This is a genomic window from Mycobacterium sp. NGS54 (assembly GCF_059812465.1).
This window is the reverse complement of the sequence record NZ_JCALCS010000006.1, coordinates 495,838-513,785: the sequence shown is the minus strand read 5'-3', so window position 1 is coordinate 513,785 and position 17,948 is coordinate 495,838. Positions and strand designations below refer to the sequence as shown.

Below are 17,948 nucleotides of genomic sequence, written 5' to 3'. Positions count from 1 at the left end.
ACAAAATCCTGCGCCCTCGGGCCGCCGGCATTTCACATCGCGAACGCAGTCGGCCCGACGGACTGGCAGAGCTTTGTGACCGGCCCGGTGGTGCTGTGATTGACGGGATCTTCGAACACGTCGGCGCAACCCTGGCCCTTGACGATGTACGTCGCTCCAGGTCGGTACGGATAGTAGACAAACGACGCGCCCGAGCCGGCTTTGTGGTGGCACTGAGCCTGCGAGTCCTCTCCTTGGATCGACAAGCACACGACCGTGTCGTTGGGAACGGCGTCCATGGTGCACGGCCCCGATTTCACGGAGGCCAGCACCATCTGAGTACTGCTCACTTGAACGACTTGCGGTGGCGTCAGAACCCATGAGCACGAGTCGGACGAAGCTCCGTCCGATGGCGATGCGTTTGTGACGCCCGCGGAGCCGACGACAACGAACGACATCGCCACCATCACGGGGAGAGATGAATAGGACCGAAACATGGCTCCATCCTTGCGTCAAGTGTGTCGTGGCGTTGCGCCACAAAGGAATTCAGGGCTTCAGGTCCGATGCTCCGGCGGGGGGCTGATAGCCGGCCGCCGAATTGCGCAGCTGCCACACCTGCGCAGGACACAGCAAGTTGACCGCATACGATACGAGGTAATTGGCCGCGAACTCGTCATTGGGGGTGACGTCCCGTTTCGCGTCACCCATCACTTGTGCGAAGCCCTCGCCGCCGCTGACCTTGTCGCAGATCGCATAGCCATAGCCGACCGCATCGTTGTTCGGGAAGTTGTACGAACGCCGGACCGCAACGTCATACAGGTACTCAACTCGGGGATCTGGGGCGGCGTGAGCCGGCGAGGCCAGCGGCAGTGTGGCTCCGCCGATCGCGGCGGCAGCGACCAACATGCCGACGAATGTTCCGGGGCGCTGCCCAATCCGCCGCGTGCGGCCGCAAGAACGGTACCGATTCATGTCACCACCCCGGCGTCGGCCGACTAGTTGTGCGAGCGTTAGCCCAAGAACTTCAACTAAGTTATAATTCTTTGACTCCAACGTCGCAAGTATGGGACCAGCATCGAACGTTGGCAGCCGACTCCGAAAGGAGGCGAGGAATGAGGCATGCGATGACAATCGCGAGCATCAGGGCCCGCGCCGCGCGACCGCATTCGGGGCTGGCGCTCCTGCTTGGCGCAGTGGCATGGTCAGTGCCGATTGCGCACGCCGACAACGGGAACACCGTTGTACCGAACAATGCCCGGCTCAACAACAGCGTCTACGTGAACATCAACACCGCTCAGCGCCAAAACGGCTGTACGACCGATTCCAAGATGGACGGCCGGCTGACGAACGCCGCCCGCCGGCACACCCTAGACGTCCTTGGTAATCCCGACATCAACGGAGACATCGGATCCGACGGGTCCAATCCTCAGGACCGTGCTCGCGACGCCGGATTCAACGGCAAGGCCGCCGAAACCGTGGCGATTGTGCCCTCGATGGCGATCAACGGCATCCAGATCCTCGGCCAGTGGTGGTGGGACCCGCCGTCACGTGCCCTCATGCAGGATTGCGCCAACACTGCCATCGGTATCTGGTCAGAGAACAGCCTCAACCGCTCGGTGTTGGTCGCGATGTACGGGCAGCCAACCGCCTGACGCAGAGCCCTTCCGGCCGGTTCACCAATTCGCCAGCCAACGCGGGCAGCGTCACCCCCAATCGAACTGTCGCCCAGGCTTCTTGCCCGCACGATGCCGAGATGAGCCGGTCAATCCATCACGTCGCGGACCTTGATTGTCGGGAGCAACGACAGCACGGTCTTGCGTGAATTGTCCATGTGGCGGCGCCAGTGGGCTTCGGCGGCGTCGCCATCGCGCGCCCGCAGCAGCTCGATGAGGTGGCGGTACGAACGCACGAGCTTGTCATAGTCCCCTTTGGGAACGCTGCGCTTGCGCGCCACCGCCACCGCCGTGTGCCGTTCGGTGATCTCATGGAGCATGCCCGCGATCATGCTCAGGGTTGCGTTGCCCGACAGCTCAACGAGCCGGAGATGGAATCGGGCGGTGGCCGCGGCAAATCGCGCGGCTTCGGTGGAGACCGGAAGATCCTCGACCAATATCTGCTCGAGTTCGTCGAACGATTTGGTCTTCCCGTCGGTTGCGAGTAAACGCGCGGCGACCGGCTCGATCGCAGAACGGGCAATGAGGACGTCGGCAATCGTCGCGCCCGACAACTCCAGCAGCAGGCCGGCCGGCCGGGCTACGATTTCGGGCCCCGGTACCCGGACCCGAGCGCCGGTGCGGGAGCCGCGGCGAACCTCGACGAGCCGTTCGGATTCCAGTACGCGCACGGCTTCCCGCAAAGTCGGGCGGCTGACGCCGAAGTGGTTCATCAGCTCAGGCTCGTTGGGGAGGAAGTCGCCGTCCTTCAGCTTGCCGTCGACGATCATCCGGCGCAGCGTCCCCGCCACGAGCTCGGCGGTCTTCGGTGCGCGCACACCCTGCCTACCCGGCCCAGCTGGGTTCACGGCCATCATCGGGGCGAGCGGCGGAAGTGACGACACCAGACCTCCCAGTACGTTCTGCCGATCACCCGCTCAAGCAATGTGCCGGCGACCTCTTGCCGCGGGAAAGGCGATCAGCAAGTCTAACAATTAAGACTGGGTAAGACAGCACGGTGTACCGCCACCACGAGTGGCCCAACGTGGCCAGGTTGACCGTTTGACGTGATTTTGCAAACACTGCTCGCGGCGATGTCCCGGCTTGACGAGGGGCCTGCGGTCAGGAGAGACTGCAAACATAAATAACCAAGTTAACTATCTAGCTAAGGGTCCTGCGATGTCGTCCGATGACTGGCGCCGGCGTTTGCAGGAGTTGATGGCCGACTTCATCCGGCGCCGATCCGAGGCCGAGGCGGAGGCGAGGGCCGAGGGGACCCAAATCGATCGCCTGGCGGTCGCGCGCGCTTGGCAAGCGGAACTCGTCGACAACGGTCTGGCGGGACCCGGCTGGCCGAGGTCGGCCGGCGGCCTGGAGCTGTCACTCGAAGATCAGCTCGACTACTACCGCATGACTTCCGCCGCGGGGGTGCCGGCGCATCCGTGCCAGGTGTCGTTCATCGTGGCGCCGGTGCTGATCAAATTCGGCGCCCCACGGCAAAAGCAACGATTCCTGCGTCCCTTGTTGCGGGCCGACGAGTTCTGGTGCCAGGGGTTTTCCGAGCCCGGTGCGGGCAGCGACCTGGCGTCACTGTCCACCCGCGCGGTCCGCGACGGCGACGTCTATCGCGTCAACGGGCAGAAGGTGTGGACGACGATGGCGAATCTGGCGGACTGGATGTTCGCGCTGGTCCGCATGGGTGCTCCCGGCCGTGGCTCGGACGGCATCACCTACCTGCTCATCTCGATGCACAGTCCCGGCATCACGGTGCGACCGCTTCGTGACATCAGCGGCGGCACGCACTTCGCCGAGGTGTTTTTCGACGACGTCGAGGTGCCGGTCGGGCACCGGGTCGGCGAGGAGGGCAATGGTTGGTCGATCATGCGCACCTCGCTGGGCCACGAGCGGGCCACCGCTTTCCTGGCCGACGAGTTCAAGCACCGTCGCACGGCCGACCGGGTGCTTGACCTCCTTATTGAACAGAGTCTCGATTCTGATCCTCTTGTGCGACAAGAGATCGCGCGAATGGAATCCGGCGTGCGGGCGATCGCGGCCAACAGCACGCGGGCTCTCGAGGCGGTCCTGCGCGGTGAGGATCCGGGGGACGTGGCCTCGGTGAACCGCCTGGTGAAGTCAGAGTTCGAGCAACAAATGCATGCACTGGCCCTCCGGGGAGCCGGGCCTTGCGGCATGTTGGGTAGCAGGGCGGCAGGTGCGGTGGACGGCGGGCGCTGGACGTACGGCTATCTGAAGACACGCGCCAGCACAATCGGTGCGGGTACGGCGGAAATTCAGCGCAACACCATCGCCGAAAGCGTTTTGGGCCTACCGTCGCACCGCGGTGAGGGGACCCGGTCGGCCAGCGTCCGGCCCGGCGCACCACTCGCTGTTGTGGATCAGAGTGAATCGGAGCTGCGCGAGGTGCTGGGCAAAGCCCTCGATGCGCGCGTCGACGTCGAGGCGCTACTGGATCCGAAACGCGTTGCCGACAAGGGAGATCCGGCCGTGTGGTCGGCGCTGGTGGAGTTCGGTCTTCCCGGCCTGGCGCTCGATGAATCGCTCGGAGGTGCGGGCGCACCACCGAGGATGCTCTACGCCGCGATCGAGCAAGCGGCCAAGGCCCTGGCGCCGACACCGTTGGTGCCCAGCGTGATCGCGCTCGACATCGCTGTCGCAGCGGGCGCTGGTTCGGTCGCCGAACGGATCGCGGGCGGAGCGCCTGCGGCGTTCGCCGTACCGCTCGGTGACGCCGGCTGGGTCACGAGAGGCGACCGGCTGCCCCTGTTGAACACTGGGTCGCTGAGCGGGCGGGTTCCCGTTGTGGCCGGGGCGCCGGATGCCGAGGTGCTGTTGGTGCTGGCTTCCTTCGGCAACGGTGAGGCGCTGGTGTCGGTGAATCCTGGCGGCGACGGCATCACGGTCGTGGCCGATCAACCGCTCGACCTGACCGCCACCGTCGGATCGGTCACCTTCGCCGGGGCGGCGGGCCATGTGCTGGCCGACGGCGAGGAGCTACGTCTAGCCCTGGACCATGCCCGCTGCCGGGCGCTGCTCACCGTGGCCGCCGACTCGGTCGGCGTCGCTTCGGCGGCCCTCGCCATGGCGGTGGAGTGGGCCGGCGAGCGCGAACAGTTCGGCCGAAAGATCGGAAGCTTCCAGGCCGTCTCGCACCGCTGTGCCGACATGCTTGTCGCGCTCGAGGGCGCGCGCAGCCAGGTGTTCGCGGCGGCCCAGGCCGATGAACCAAGCGACGTGGATTGCATGCTGGCGGCCGCCGCCGCGTTCGACGCGGCGGTATTCGCCGCGGAACGATCGATCCAGATACACGGCGGCATCGGCTTTACCTGGGAGCATCCGGCGCATCTGCTGCTGCGCCGGGCGCGCGCCAATGCCGTTGCCGTCGGTCGCGCCGACGCGCTCCGGGACCGTGCCGTGGCAAAGCTGTTGGCCGAGAGAGCGGCATCCCCGCGGTTCGGACCGGGAAGTGAGAATGACGAGCATCGGTGATGCGCTGGGCCGATTGTGGCAGGCAGACGACGACGCCAACATGGTCCAACAGGACGGCCACTGGGTTACCTGGGGCAGGATGCGCACCCTTTCCGAGCAGCTCGACGAGCGGCTCGGCCGCGCCGGCTGTGGGCCCGGGGACCGGGTTGCGGTCGTCCTGGGCAACCGGATGGAATCCGTTGCCGCACTGATCGCGATCATGCGGGGCGAACGTACGCTGGTCACGATCAGCCCGCTGCAACCCGTCGAGCGGCTCAGCGCCGATCTGGTGGACACGGGAACCGCGTTCGTGCTGGCGCCCCGCGCCTTGTGGTCGGAAGACGCCTTTGTGTCGGCCGTAACCGGGCTGGGCGCCGCCGCGTGGAGCCTGGACGAGGGAGCGCTCATTCAGCGGTCCACATTGGCCTTCGAGCCGACACCGGGTGACCCGACCGTGGCAGTCGAGATGCCGACGTCCGGGACCACCGGCGCGCCCAAGCGAATTCCGTTACACCGCAGCCAGTTAGAGGCGTCACTGTCCGCGGCGCTCCGACACAATGACCGGCCTGACGGCACCGAGCGTGCGCCGTTGACCGGACGCGTCGGGCTCGTAACGTTGCCCATCGTCCACATCGGGGGACTGTGGGGCCTGCTGCAGAATCTGGTAACCGCGCGTCCGTTCGTCCTGCTGGAGCGCTTCACCCTGCCGGGCTGGCGCGCCGCGGTCAGCGAGCACCGACCGGCCCTGGTCTCCCTGCCGCCGCCCGCCCTTCGGGCGGTTCTCGACTCCGACATCACCCGTGACGAGCTGAGCAGTGTCCGCGCCGTCAACGCCGGTACCAGTCCGGTGGAGCCCGCACTCGTCGACGCGTTCGATGAGAAGTTCGGGATAGCCGTCCTCATCGTCTATGGCGCCACGGAGTTCTCCGGAGCCGTTGCGGGATGGACACTGAGGGACTTCCGCGCGCACTGGGCGGACAAGAAAGGCAGCGTCGGCAAGCCGTTTCCAGGGGTGCGCCTCCAGGTCATCGACGACGACGGCAACGTGCTCCCGGCCGGCCAAACGGGCCGATTACAAGTGGCTTCGGTGCAGGCCGGCGGTTCGGCGGATCGGTGGGTCACCACCAGCGACCTCGCGCACCTCGACGGGGACGGCTACCTCTACATCGACGGCCGCGCGGACGACGTCATAGTGCGTGGCGGATTCAAAGTCGCACCGGACACGGTGGTGCGCGCGCTGCGGTCGCACGCCGCCGTGCGTGACGCCGCGGTTGCGGGGCTCGCCGACGAACGGCTGGGCCAGATCCCCATCGCGGCGGTGGAATTGCGACCCGGCGTAGCGGTGACGCCGGAGGAGCTGCGAAGCCACTGCAGGTCCTCGCTGACACCGTACGAAGTGCCGGCGGAGGTCCACATCGTCGATGAATTGCCGCGCGGTGCGGCGCTTAAAGTGGATCGACGGCGCCTGACCACGTTGCTCGAGGAAACGCGCGCGTCGTCATCAGTCGTCGATGCTGAATCGCCTTAACTCGTGCTGGACCATGCCGTCCAGGTCGGCCGCCGGCGGTTCGGGCAAAGCGACCGGAACTTCGCGGGTCGGCAGCAATACCACAGCGGCGCCAGGCGTGCTTGTTTCGCCGCGTTGGTTCTCGCACCAGACCTTGAGATGGACCTCGTTGCGCCCGTCGGCGTTTCGTTTGTCGACGACCTCGCCGCGCACCCAGGTAACGTCACCGATGTAGTTGAACTTCCGGTGCTCGCAACGCAGCTTCCACAACCAAGCGTCATCGCCCATCCAGTCGGTGATGAGATGGGTCAACCACGTTTCGCGCATTCCGCCGTAGTCATAGGAGTTGGGCAGCCCGAGTTCCCGGGCCCGTTCCGGTTCCCAGTGCAGTCGCTGCACCGTGTCGGGAATGTTGAGTGCGTTGCGTGGATACAACCCGGGTGCCTTGCGGCGGATCCTGGCGGCAATGCCGAAGGTGCCCGGGGGAGTGAGCTGCATTCCCCAACCCAGGTGCCAGACAACAACATCGGTCGTGGTGAGCGGACCCTTGACGCGCGGCTGCAGCTGATCGCCGACGCGCACGTCCTCGAAATAGCGGGGCTCGGCGCCCCGGCGGCTCTCAGCGGCATACGCTGCCTCGAATTCGGATATCTGCTGATCGGTGTAGGGCACCTGCTCGAGCTTCTCCTTGGCGCGTTTGCGCGAGGTGTGTCGCTCCGCGTTGATCCACGTGCCTCGCCGGACGGCGTGCATCTCACCGCGTCCGTTGGTGTAGAGATAGTCGTGCGTGATGTGGACGGTGCGGCCGCCGAAGCTGCTCCGTTTTGGCTGCACACCCACCTGAGCTTGCAGCACTTTACAGCGGTCGTGCAGTAGCAGCGGACGCCACCACTCGAATTCCATAACCGCTTGGTACGAGCCGAGTCCGGCGAAGGGGTCTCCCCTCAGCAGCGCCTTCGTTTCGGGATCGGGCTTCGGCGCGGCGTCCTCGCCCATCGTGTACAAGAAGTTCGGCGGCGCGATGAGCGACCCCCAGCGGGTCCCCGTGGCGTATTCGGGTTCGCAGTACAGCGGGTTGTCGTCGCCATATCCGTACGCGAAGTGACGCGTTCCGTCGGCGGTGACCTCGTAGTTGTGTGGCGGGTTGAGTTGCGGTTGAGGCACACCCAGCCGTAGCCGCGATCGCTCGATTGCTTCGTCGGTGAGTACGCCGTACTGCTCGGCCGAAGGTTCGGCGGTGCCGTCTACCACTGCGCTTTCCCCTTCGAACGATGCGGAAGGGCGTCGAGCCCCGTTTGGGTGATGTCTTGCAGCGCTGCAGCCGCAGCGGCGATGGCCTCGTCGGGGACATGTGTCCCGCCTACCGCGAGGAGGCCTTCGATAAGGGCGCGCAGTCCCAGGGCCAGGCCGATTCCCGACTGCGCGCCGTCGACGACTGAGTGCCAGAATGTGTCGAATCGCGCTTCGTAGCAGGTTAATTCGCTGAGGTCGGGGTGGCGGGAAACATCTTGCTGGATGACGCTCAGATACTTGGCCACATTCGGATGCTCGCGCCGAAGCAGTGTTGCGGCCTTCAACAGCCCGGAAACACGCTGCGCGATCGTCTGATCTGGCGCTGTTGCTGCAGTGAGTGTGTTCAGGACGTGTTCTTGAGCCGCGGCAGCGGCGGCGACGTACAGCCCCGTCTTGTTGCCGAAATGGTGGTATAACGCCGGAGCAGTGGCACCCGCGTCGGCCAGGATCGCGCGGGTGCTCGCCCCGGCGTAGCCGGACGCGCTGAAGTGCGTCGCAGCGGCTCGCAGCAGACCATCTCGAACCGACGCCGCTCCGCCCCGCGGCCGCCCGGAACTACGCCGCGCGCTCCCGGTGGCAGCACTCACGCAGAGGCGAGCCCGTCCGCGATGATGCGACCGGGGAAGAACTCGATCCAGCTGTACCCGACTTGCAACTCTCGATTGTCGCCGTCGCGTCGGGTGACACCTCCCTGGGAGGTGTAGTTGCCCCAGCGCGCTTCCCCGAAATGGCGCATTTTTCCGGTCTGGCTGCCGGTAAAGGTATAGCCCTGGCCGCCGATGTCGAAGTTCGCCCTGTTGATGAAGCCCTCAGCGTCGAGATCGTAAGCGGCTGACACCTCATCGGTTTTCGCGATGAGCTTGCCCGACTCGAACGTCGCCGCACCGGACCAGCCCCGGCGTCCCTTGACGATCACGCCGTACTCCACGGCGCCGTCGGCGAACTTGTTGCCGAAGACTTCCCAGGAGATCTCGAGATCTTCGAAGTAGCGATATTCCTTCCATTCGCGCCCGTGGGTCCAGTAGCCGTTGTCGAGTCCGATGAAGCCCTCGACGGGCTTGCCGTCGATCGTGCCGGTGACCCAGTAGACCTGGGTGGTGTAGAACAGCGGTTCCTCGCGCGCCGGCGCATAGAACTGAAAGCCCGGTCCCTGCAGGGCACCGGCAACGTCGAGCAGCGAGCCCTCCGACCACCGGATGCCCTCGTCGTCGATGGCCAGCTCCAGCGGCTCGCTGGCGATACCGAACTTCTCGGCCATGGTGTGCATCAGGTGATTCCGCCAGACGCGCTTGGACGGCTCGATCTGCCTGATCGACTCACCGCGCGCGGACGTCAGCGCGCTGGGGTGCAGGTTGAGGTCACCGCTCGAGTCGTTCATCAACCACAAGCCGCCCGTCATCGGGCCGATGAACTTTCGCTCCACCGCCCACATCACACCGTCGGAATCTTGAAGGCCGCCATAGAAATACTGCACCTGCAGCGAAAGCCCATGCCTTGCATGATGCGGCTGCAGATCGGCCAGTTTGGGCTCGTAGGCATCGACAACCGTCTGAAAGTCGAAGTCACCGTATGTCGAGATCGACATCTATCCTCCTGGGCTAAATATATCGCACGCTACATTTAATATCGACGATAGCTGATCCGTTGTGCAGCAGCAAGGGCGTAGGTGAAGCGTTCCACGACAACGGGTTTGGCGTCACAAGCGGTTAGCGTCGCTCGCCGTGGTAACGCGGGTCCAGACCGTTGAGCGGAAACGTTTCGATCCACCCGAGCGACGTTTCGGGCACCCGATCGTCTCCGACCCGCCGCACCGACCCGGCCTGACCGTGGTAGGCGTCGCCGCGGGCCGCGGCCAGTGACCGCATCTGGCCACGCTTGGCCGCGGTGAAGCGCCATTCGGTGTCGCCGGCGGTGTACACCGCCGCCTCGACGTACTTGTCGGGGTCGAGTTGCACTTCCGCGTGCAGTTCGGTGGTTTCGACGATCGGGCCGGTGTGGTCGGCGACGACGGCAAAGCCCCAGTGTTCCTTGCCCAAGCACAGCGCGCCGAACTCGTGCGAGCCGTCGCCGTAGAAGTTGGCGAACGTCACCCACGCCAGCTCGACCACGTTGAAGATCGGGCCGTTGTTGTAGACCTGACCGGTCGGTCCGTAGAAGTTGTCCATCGAGACGAACCCGCGGACCGTGCGGCCCCGCACATGACCCGTCACACGAAAGGCCTGCGATGCGTAAAGATTTCCGCCGCGTTCGTCGATGTTGGGGGTGTACCACTGGTAGCCGAGCTCGAGCCGGGGGCCGCGCAGATCAAGCAGGTCGCCTTCCGTCCATGCCAGCTCGTCGTCGGATACCGTGATCTCGAACGGCTGAGTGGAGGGGGTGGGCGGCGCCGCCACGCGAAACGAGGTCTCGTCCTCGCTCAACGTCCATCTCGCCCCGGCGCCTCGTTGGGACGCCTCGAAGGCCTCCGGCGCGATCTCGAGATTGTCCGCGTCGACGTTGGACGACAGCTGAAGACCACCGGACAGTTCGGTGTTCACCTTGCGCATCGGCGCCAGGAAGTTGCCGTCGTCGTCGGTCAGGCAGCTCCACCAGTAGGTGGCCATCGGACGCAGCCCGAAGAACTCGCGCTCGCACCAGGCGTCGCGGGCGGCGAATTCGCAAGTGCTGACCAGGCTTCGGAAATCAAAGTTGCCCCGCCGCCGTGACGGCCACTTCCACCCGCGGGCGGCGCCAGCGCTCACTGGGCCACCTTCTCGCGTAGCGCGCCGGTTTCCAGCAGCCGTCCGTTGTACGTCTCCATCAGCGCCTCCGTGGTCTTGGGACGGCGCCTCTCATCGATATGGTGAGCCCAGCCCTGACGCCACCTGTGCCCGGGCGGCAAATCTTTGCGAACCGGGCAACGACCGCCGGGCGCCGCTTCCCACACCCAGGTCTCGCCGCCGCCGGTGTAGCTAACCTTGGCCGGATAGGTGGTGTCCGACATGGGTTCACCGTCGAGTTCGGCCTCCACCACGATGTCACGCGCGATCAACGAAGATCCGTCGGTGCGGTGGACGATCATCAGGTTGAAACCCTCCGTGCCGTGCACCAGGTGCCCGGAGTGCACCTCGCCATCCTCGAACTCGGTGGCGAAGGCCACCCATGCGGTTTCCAGCCTTGTGATCACCGGCCCCCTCATGAATTGCCGGCCGGGCTTGGAGTGCATGCTGTCGTGAAAAACCAAGCCCGTCACAGGAATACCCTTGATCGTCCCCGTAGTCCGAAAGAGGCGCGACGTGTAGAGGAGGGGGTCGTCTTCGTCGGGAGCGAAGAATTGAAGTCCGGGGCCGATCAGTTCACCGGTGATCGAGAGTTCGGTGCCGTCGTTCCATTCCATCCGGGAGTCGTCGACCGCCATCAGCGTCTGGCCCTCCGGCGTCACGACCTCGTAGCGGCCGTCGCGTTGGCGGTGTTCCACCGGACCGCCGTACGAGCTGGTTTCGTCGGTGGCGTAGCTGAAGTCGCCGCCGACCTTGGATTCCGAAAGGTGCAGGAAGCGTGCCCGATCGGCATAGAAGCCGCGGATCGGCCACCAGTAGTCGCCGGCCTTCGACCGCACCGAACCGTAGAAGTACTGCATGTCCATCTTGAGCCCGGCCACGTCGCCCCAATGTGCGCTGGCCACCGGCTCGATAAATGCCCCCACCGGCTGGAATCCATAGCGCCCGCTGGTGCTCAGATGATCATGTGGCATCGCATCTCCTTTGGGGGTGGGGTATGGCTGGTTTCATAGCGGGATGGGCGCGGCATTCTCGACGGCCGCCTCCAAAACCCTTATCTCGCCGGTCGACCCGGACACCTCGACTAGCGCCCCCGCCGGCAGCCGACGGGTCGCATTATGGGCGTCGACCACGCAGGTGATCCCGAACTCCCGGGCCACGATGGCCGCATGCGACATGGGGCCGCCAAGATTGGTCACAACGGCGGCGGCGTAGGCGAATGCCGGGGTGTATCCCACATCGGTGACCTCGGCCACGAGCACTTCGCCGGGCTGCAGGTCGTCGATCGTGTGCTGATCGACGATGCGTACGCGCCCCTTGATGCGCCCGCCGCTCACCCCGAGGCCTTTCAGCACCTGGCCAGGCCGAAGTTCCGACACGTCGGCCACCGCGGTCCATGAGTCGCTGAACGCCGACGCGGGCCGAACATCGGCAAGCAGCGCCATCTCCGCGCGGCGGCGCGTCATCAATCCCCGGGCGTCGGGCGGCAATGCCTCCAATTCGTCAACCTGGAAAAAGAAGACATCGTCGTCCTGATCGAGTACGTCGCGCTCGACGAGGCGCCTGCCATGTTCGCGCAGCAACCGGCGTAATGTCGCCGTGGCTCGAACCACTTTGTCGCGGCGCACTTCTCGGTCACGCAGTTGGCGCGCCGCGAGCCGCTGAGCCAGCCGGCTGCGTGAGGTCGCCACAGACACCAGATCGCGTCCGACAAGCGATTCCTTATGGTGGGTCAGCGACTTCGCCAGCATCCGGACGAACTGCTCGGGGTCGTCACCATAGCTGGCAGAGCGCAACTCGCACTCCGCCGGGCCACGATGCCCGACCCTGGCCAGCTCTTCTCCGATCGCCCGGTACAGCTCAGGGGCGTTCTCGCGAATGGTGGCGAGCATGGCGTGCTCAGCCGAAAGCGCCTGCACTGCCTGGGGATTGGTGCGTGCGAGGTCTGTCAGGCGTCGAAGGCTCACGAGCGCTCGGCCGCTGGCCACCTCTCGTCCGGGGGCGGGCAGTTCACCGCCGCCAAAGCGCGCTGCGGCTGTCGCGGTCGCCGTGCACAGCAGCGCGCCCCACGACGACAGGACCCATCCGTGCACCACTAGATCGCGGGCCAACAGGATGAGGCTCTCCAGCCGATTGTCTTCGAGCGCCGCCAGGTCGGTGGGCACGATGCTCTCGAGACGATCGATGTCGGCGACGTAGACGTGTGACTCGAACGTCGATCGGGCCACCAGCCCGACACCGGTCACCCCGACGACCAGTAGGTCCCGCAATCGGCGGCCGAGGCCGGGTTGCTCCAAAGGAGGTCGTTGGGGACCGAACACCGGCGTATCGCCAAGTTCGCGTCCGAAGAACTGGTCGGTCATATTCTCGGGATCTGTGCCCGGCATTGACCTGGCCATGTAGTAGACGGAGGTCACGCCGCCGTAGACGCGGTGCGCGAACGTGCCTACGGACCTGGTGGCGATTTCGCGTCCGATTACCCCGGGCAGCCGCAGCCGCTCGGCGATCGATACCCCGCCCGCACGCAGGCCGCGCACGGTGGCCGACGCGGACGCCGGAGAAAACGGTCCCGGCAGCGCCTCGGACAGGTTCGTGGCGACGTAGGTGGGAAACCGGGGATCGATTGGACTGTCGAATTCGCCGTTGAGACCCTCTGGCCCGGCGGGGTGCAGCGGAACTCCGTCGGCCGGTGGCTCGTCAACCGAGGGCACGTCGTGCACCAGCGGCATCCGCCAGGGCAGGGTAAAGACCTTCTTGCCGAGGACGACTCGGCCGCGCACGGCGAGTTCGAAATCGTCCAGGCACTCTTCGGCCGTCCACGCGGGCGGGTAGCCCCATTCGTCCACCAGCTTGGTGGTGTCCATGATCGGGAAATGCAGCAACAGCTCGAACTCGGCCGGAGACGCCTCGACAATCTCGCGGCGGTAGAGCGCGCCGAGTCCGGCATCGATCAGGCACTTGCTGGCCGGGAACAGTCGACGGCCGAGTTTCGTGGTGATGTCGCGAACAGTGGGTTCGCCCGGAGCGGCCAGATTGACCGGCCCCGTCTCATGTCCGAGCACTGCCCGCACGAAAAGCCGGTGCACGTCATCGGTGTGCACGATCTGGATCGGTCGGTCGGCAGAACCGTCGACATTCGGGAACGCCGGCGAACCCAGCAGACGCATGACGGTGTTGTCGACGTCGCGCCCAACCACGATGCCGGGACGGATCGCGACCCACTCCTTGCCGCACTTCGAGAGCAAGCCTTCAACATGTGCCTTGTGGAAGGCGTAGAAGTGATCGGGCGAGGGCGCCAGGGCGTCCTCCTCGTTGAGGCGTTTCCCACCCCCTGGCCGGGCCCCATAAGCGAGGACAGAGGACGCGAAAACGATTCGGCGCGTTCCCGATTGGTCCATCGCGTCGAGGACGTTCTGCGTGCCGCCGATGTTGATCTCGCGGGTGAGTTTCTCGTCAGGGTTGGAATTGACGACCCACGCGCAGTGCGCGACCACTTCGGCGCCGTCCACAACGCGGCGAACGCTAGCCGCATCCCGGATGTCACCTTCGACAAACTCGCTGCCAGGCAACCAGTTTCGGGGTCGGTGCCGGGCCAGCCCCACCACCTCGTGCCCCTCCGAACGCAGCCGCGCCGCGATGCCGCGCCCGAAGACGCCGCTAGCACCGGTGACCGCGATTCTCATGACGGCTGCTGCCACGGGACGACCGGTGCCACACCTTCTAGCGTCGTCGAACCGCCCTGCGCGCGGCGCAGCAAGAGGAAGTCGGCGCCCTTGTAGGCGCGGTGGTCGGAAGGCCCGAGCGTGATGATCGTGCCGGGTCCGCCGGTGCACGCGGGAATGCGGCGCAGGGTGTCCATGGCGTCGCGCAGCGCGGTCGGCGTGGCGTAGCGCATCCTGCCGAGTGCTAGTGCGAAGGCGTGGCCGATGTCGTATCCCGTCGACAACCCGGAGGTCGCGTAGTCGTACCCGAAACGCTTGAGGAAGCGTTGGCGTACGGCCGCGAACACCTCGTTCCGTTCGTCGTACTGGTCGACACCGACCCAGCCCTCGAGCCGCTGGGCGCGTTCCTCGCTGTAGGTTGCGCTGACGAACGCGGTGGTCTGAATGCGCGGCGGATCCCATCCGATCTGCTCGAGGGCCGGGCGTACCCACTGATTGACGCCGCCGAGGCCGAGGTACACCAGCGCATCGGGCTTGGAGTCTCGGCACACGCTGAGGGCTTCTGTCAGCTCCTCGACGCTGGTCGCCGGGTACACCGGAGGCTCGGCCGTGACGACCAAATTGTGAGTCTGCAGCTCGTAGCGGAAGAACTCGGCATACTCCTCGCCGATCTGGGTGCGCTCGCGCAGCACGGCGATCCGACGGTGTCCATTCGCCTCCAGCCACGCCGCCATCACGGCGGGCTCGTCCGCCAACCCCCCGTTGGCGAAGGCGTACGCGTAGTCGCCCACGAAGCGGGTGGACCCGCAGATCGTCGCGGTCGGCACCTTCAGCCGCTCGATCTCGGGCAGTAACGCCAGGCAGTTGTCGGAGGTGAACGGTCCCAGCACACCAAGCACGTCGGTTTCTTCGACTAGCTCGCGATACGCCCTGATCAATCCATGGGCAGAGGACCATGGTTGTGCGTAGACCTCCCGCACTGTCACTTCGACGTCGCGTTCGAGCAATCCGCGAGTCTTGGCCTCCTCGCAGGCCAACCGGACCGCGTCGGGCCAGCAGTCGCTGAGCCCGGGGTGGTCGGGCAAATCGATCAGCACCCCTAGGCGGTAGGGCTCGATGGCTCGTCCGTGGTAAACGGTTGCCACGTCTCAGCACATCCCGCCGGGTGTTGGGTCGGCGGACGAACGCATGGCGTCTCCTCGCATTTGCTTGATGCTCGCGACGACTGTAAGTCCGATCACACCGGAAAGTCAATGCGGCGGGGTTTTAATTATCTATATTCTTGACCGGGTAGGACCAAGCCGCGGTTCAAGTGGCTGGGCGCGGCTGCTTCCTGATCTAAAAACGCGCCCTTACAACCCCTTTGGTGTCGATACCTGATGCGCTCACTTCAATAGCGGGTCACGCGGAAGTCCAAGGATCCGCTCGGCGATTGTGTTGCGCATGATCTCGGAGGTGCCGCCCGCGATGGTCAGGCAACGAGCGAAGAGGTAGTCGTTCGTCACCTCGGAAGCATCACCGGTGACCCCGGAAGGCCCGGCGAGTTCCATCGCGAGTTCCGTCAGATGCTGAGAACTCTCGGCCTTCAACAGCTTGGTGACGTTGGCTTCCGGGCCGCTTCCGGCGCCGGCCAGCGCACGCGCGGCGATGCGGAGGTTGAGTGGTCGCAAGGTGTAAACCTCGGCGAAGACCTCACCAGCGCGGCGCAACCGCGACTCGCGCGCCAATCCTGACGCCCTATCCAGAAGTGCGGCAACGTCATTGGGGCCAATCTTGATGGACCCGCTTCCCCCGCCGATGCACACCCGCTCGTTGCCGAGCGTTGCGCGCGCCACCCGCCAACCCTGCCCGACCTCGCCGACGACGTCGGCGTCGGGGACGAACACATCGTCGAAGAACACCTCGTTGAACAGCGCTTCCCCGGTCAGTTCGCGCAGCGGCCGGACTTCGACGCCGGTGGCACGCATGTCGATCGCCATCATCGTGACCCCGGCGTGTTTGGGCGCAGCGTGGTAGGTGCGCACCGTCGCCAGACCCCACTGGCATTTCTGGGCAGCGCTGGTCCACACCTTCTGGCCGGTCACCCGCCAGCCGCCGTCCACCTTGACCGCCGAGGTTCGCACCGCGGCCGCGTCGGATCCGGCATTGGGCTCGCTGAACAGCTGGCACCACAATTCGCGGCCCCGCAGCACCGGCTCGACCCAACGCGCCCGCTGATCGTCGTTGCCGGCCTGGACTATCGTCAGCATCACCCAACCGGTGATGCCCATGTCCGGGATGTCGATGCCCTCGAACTCCTCGTCGATCACGAGCTGCTCGGTAGCTTCGGCGGCACGCCCCCAGGGCTTGGGCCAGTGCGGGACGAAATAGCCGGAGTCGACCAGGAAGTCGCGCTGTTGGTCGAGTGGCAGGCCGCGCACCGAGGCGGCGACCGACCGCGCCTCCGCACGGAATGCCTCGGCCTCGGGCGGCAGCTCGAATGACGGCCCGGTCGCCTGGCCGGATCGGTGGGCCGCGACGATGTCGGCGAGCGCGTCGTCGCCATGGTTGAGCAGCGCCGCGACCGTGCGGGCCCGCCGCAGGAAGAGGTGGGCGTCGTGCTCCCAGGTGAAGCCGATGCCGCCGTGCAGCTGAATGTTCATTTCGGCCGCGCTGACCACCGTGCGCGTCGCGTGCCACGCAGCGACTGCAGCTGCGAACCAAGCGCTTTCGATGTCCTCGGCGCGGGCCGCGTCCCACACCGCGGCGGTGGTCATCTCGGTGTCGACGAGCAGGTTGGCGACGTGGTGCTTGACCGCCTGGAAGGTGCCGATGGTGCGCCCGAATTGTTCCCGCACCTTGGCGTACTCGCACGCCATTTCCAGCGCCGCCCGCGCCGAGCCCAGCGCTTCGGCGGCAACCAGGATGCGCCAAATCGTTCGCAGCGGGCGCGCGCCGTTACGGATGACGCGGTCGTCCTCGATCCGCACACCGGTTAGGGCGAGGTCACCGATGTGCCGCGTGGTGTCTAGCGCAGCCGGCGCGGCCGTGACCGCGACGCCGCCGGTCGAGGCATCCAAGACCAGAACGTCGTCGCCGGCGACGATCGCGATGACGTCGGCGTCTGGTGCCGCCAGTACCGCCGGGCAGCGTCCCGTGAGGGTGCCGTCGGTGTCGACGTGCACCGGGCCGCAGAGCGCGACGGCCCCGACGGCAGACCCACTGGCCAGCGCCGGCAGGTATTCCGACCGCAATGCCTCGGAACCGCCGGCGTTCAGCGCGGCTGCCACCACCACGCTGGGCAGGAACGGTCCGGGGCACAGCTCGTGCCCCATGACCTCCAGCACGATCGCCAGCTCGGCCAGCCCAAACCCGGTTCCGCCGTACTGTTCGTCGACCGCCAGGCCATTCCACCCGAGACTTGCCGCGGCATTCCAGATTTCCACTTGGTGTGCGCTGGCCCCATCTGCGGTGGCGCGTGCAGCCGCCAAGGCCTGGCATCGCTTTAGTTGACCGAGCGCGGCCTCCGCGAGCTCGACGTGCTCGTCGGAGATGGCCAATGCTGATGTCGTCACTTGCCGATTCCTCCGTGCCAGTACATATGATTAATCTAAATAATACGTAGTAAAGC

The 17,948-nt window shown here is 65.9% G+C and carries 14 protein-coding genes; 3 read left to right on the top strand and 11 right to left on the bottom strand.

Going from position 1 to position 17,948, the window contains the following annotated elements:
* Positions 1-32: 32 nt before the first annotated feature.
* Entirely contained in the window at positions 33-329 is a 297-nt protein-coding gene (locus AC5Y5E_RS21565) for a hypothetical protein (protein ID WP_499904858.1), read from the bottom strand.
* Positions 330-525: 196 nt separating this feature from the next.
* The gene (locus AC5Y5E_RS21560) at positions 526-885 is read right to left on the bottom strand and encodes a DUF732 domain-containing protein (RefSeq protein WP_499904857.1); all 360 of its coding nucleotides are present in this window, start codon (positions 883-885) and stop codon (positions 526-528) included.
* A 218-nt stretch (positions 886-1,103) separates the two neighbouring features.
* On the opposite strand from AC5Y5E_RS21560, the gene AC5Y5E_RS21555 reads away from it, so the two are divergent.
* Positions 1,104-1,631 (top strand): CAP domain-containing protein, encoded by a 528-nt coding sequence (locus AC5Y5E_RS21555; protein WP_499904855.1) that lies wholly within the window; start codon positions 1,104-1,106, stop codon positions 1,629-1,631.
* Between the two features lie 110 nt (positions 1,632-1,741).
* Here AC5Y5E_RS21555 and AC5Y5E_RS21550 read toward each other — a convergent pair whose 3' ends face one another.
* Positions 1,742-2,536, bottom strand: coding sequence for a FadR/GntR family transcriptional regulator (locus tag AC5Y5E_RS21550; protein WP_499904854.1), 795 nt, complete (start codon positions 2,534-2,536; stop codon positions 1,742-1,744).
* A gap of 274 nt (positions 2,537-2,810) precedes the next feature.
* On the opposite strand from AC5Y5E_RS21550, the gene AC5Y5E_RS21545 reads away from it, so the two are divergent.
* Positions 2,811-5,138, top strand: coding sequence for an acyl-CoA dehydrogenase family protein (locus AC5Y5E_RS21545; RefSeq protein WP_499904853.1), 2,328 nt, complete (start codon positions 2,811-2,813; stop codon positions 5,136-5,138).
* Positions 5,122-6,645 carry a class I adenylate-forming enzyme family protein gene (locus AC5Y5E_RS21540; protein WP_499904851.1) on the top strand — a complete coding sequence of 508 codons (1,524 nt, stop codon included), beginning with the start codon at positions 5,122-5,124 and terminating at the stop codon, positions 6,643-6,645. The genes AC5Y5E_RS21545 and AC5Y5E_RS21540 overlap by 17 nt, the downstream gene beginning before the upstream one ends.
* On the opposite strand, the gene AC5Y5E_RS21535 is transcribed toward AC5Y5E_RS21540, so the two are convergent.
* The 8 genes from AC5Y5E_RS21535 to AC5Y5E_RS21500 all read right to left on the bottom strand — a co-directional run bounded on the left by AC5Y5E_RS21535 (position 6,619) and on the right by AC5Y5E_RS21500 (position 17,892).
* The gene (locus tag AC5Y5E_RS21535; RefSeq protein WP_499904850.1) at positions 6,619-7,875 is read right to left on the bottom strand and encodes an FAS1-like dehydratase domain-containing protein; all 1,257 of its coding nucleotides are present in this window, start codon (positions 7,873-7,875) and stop codon (positions 6,619-6,621) included. The two genes, AC5Y5E_RS21540 and AC5Y5E_RS21535, sit on opposite strands and share 27 nt — an antisense overlap.
* Positions 7,869-8,504, bottom strand: a complete 636-nt coding sequence (locus AC5Y5E_RS21530) for a TetR/AcrR family transcriptional regulator (protein WP_499904849.1) — start codon at positions 8,502-8,504, stop codon at positions 7,869-7,871. Before AC5Y5E_RS21530 ends, AC5Y5E_RS21535 begins: the two co-directional genes overlap by 7 nt.
* Positions 8,501-9,502: a hypothetical protein gene (locus AC5Y5E_RS21525; protein WP_499904848.1), complete on the bottom strand. Its 1,002-nt coding sequence runs from the start codon at positions 9,500-9,502 to the stop codon at positions 8,501-8,503. Before AC5Y5E_RS21525 ends, AC5Y5E_RS21530 begins: the two co-directional genes overlap by 4 nt.
* Positions 9,503-9,623: 121 nt before the next feature.
* The gene (locus tag AC5Y5E_RS21520) at positions 9,624-10,658 is read right to left on the bottom strand and encodes a hypothetical protein (RefSeq protein WP_499904846.1); all 1,035 of its coding nucleotides are present in this window, start codon (positions 10,656-10,658) and stop codon (positions 9,624-9,626) included.
* Positions 10,655-11,650 carry a hypothetical protein gene (locus tag AC5Y5E_RS21515; RefSeq protein ID WP_499904845.1) on the bottom strand — a complete coding sequence of 332 codons (996 nt, stop codon included), beginning with the start codon at positions 11,648-11,650 and terminating at the stop codon, positions 10,655-10,657. Before AC5Y5E_RS21515 ends, AC5Y5E_RS21520 begins: the two co-directional genes overlap by 4 nt.
* 33 nt (positions 11,651-11,683) lie before the next feature.
* Positions 11,684-14,359, bottom strand: coding sequence for an NAD-dependent epimerase/dehydratase family protein (locus AC5Y5E_RS21510; protein ID WP_499904843.1), 2,676 nt, complete (start codon positions 14,357-14,359; stop codon positions 11,684-11,686).
* The gene (locus AC5Y5E_RS21505; RefSeq protein ID WP_499904842.1) at positions 14,356-15,483 is read right to left on the bottom strand and encodes an ABC transporter substrate-binding protein; all 1,128 of its coding nucleotides are present in this window, start codon (positions 15,481-15,483) and stop codon (positions 14,356-14,358) included. The genes AC5Y5E_RS21510 and AC5Y5E_RS21505 overlap by 4 nt, the downstream gene beginning before the upstream one ends.
* Positions 15,484-15,723: 240 nt before the next feature.
* The gene (locus tag AC5Y5E_RS21500) at positions 15,724-17,892 is read right to left on the bottom strand and encodes an acyl-CoA dehydrogenase family protein (protein WP_499904840.1); all 2,169 of its coding nucleotides are present in this window, start codon (positions 17,890-17,892) and stop codon (positions 15,724-15,726) included.
* Between the last annotated feature and the right edge of the window lie 56 nt (positions 17,893-17,948).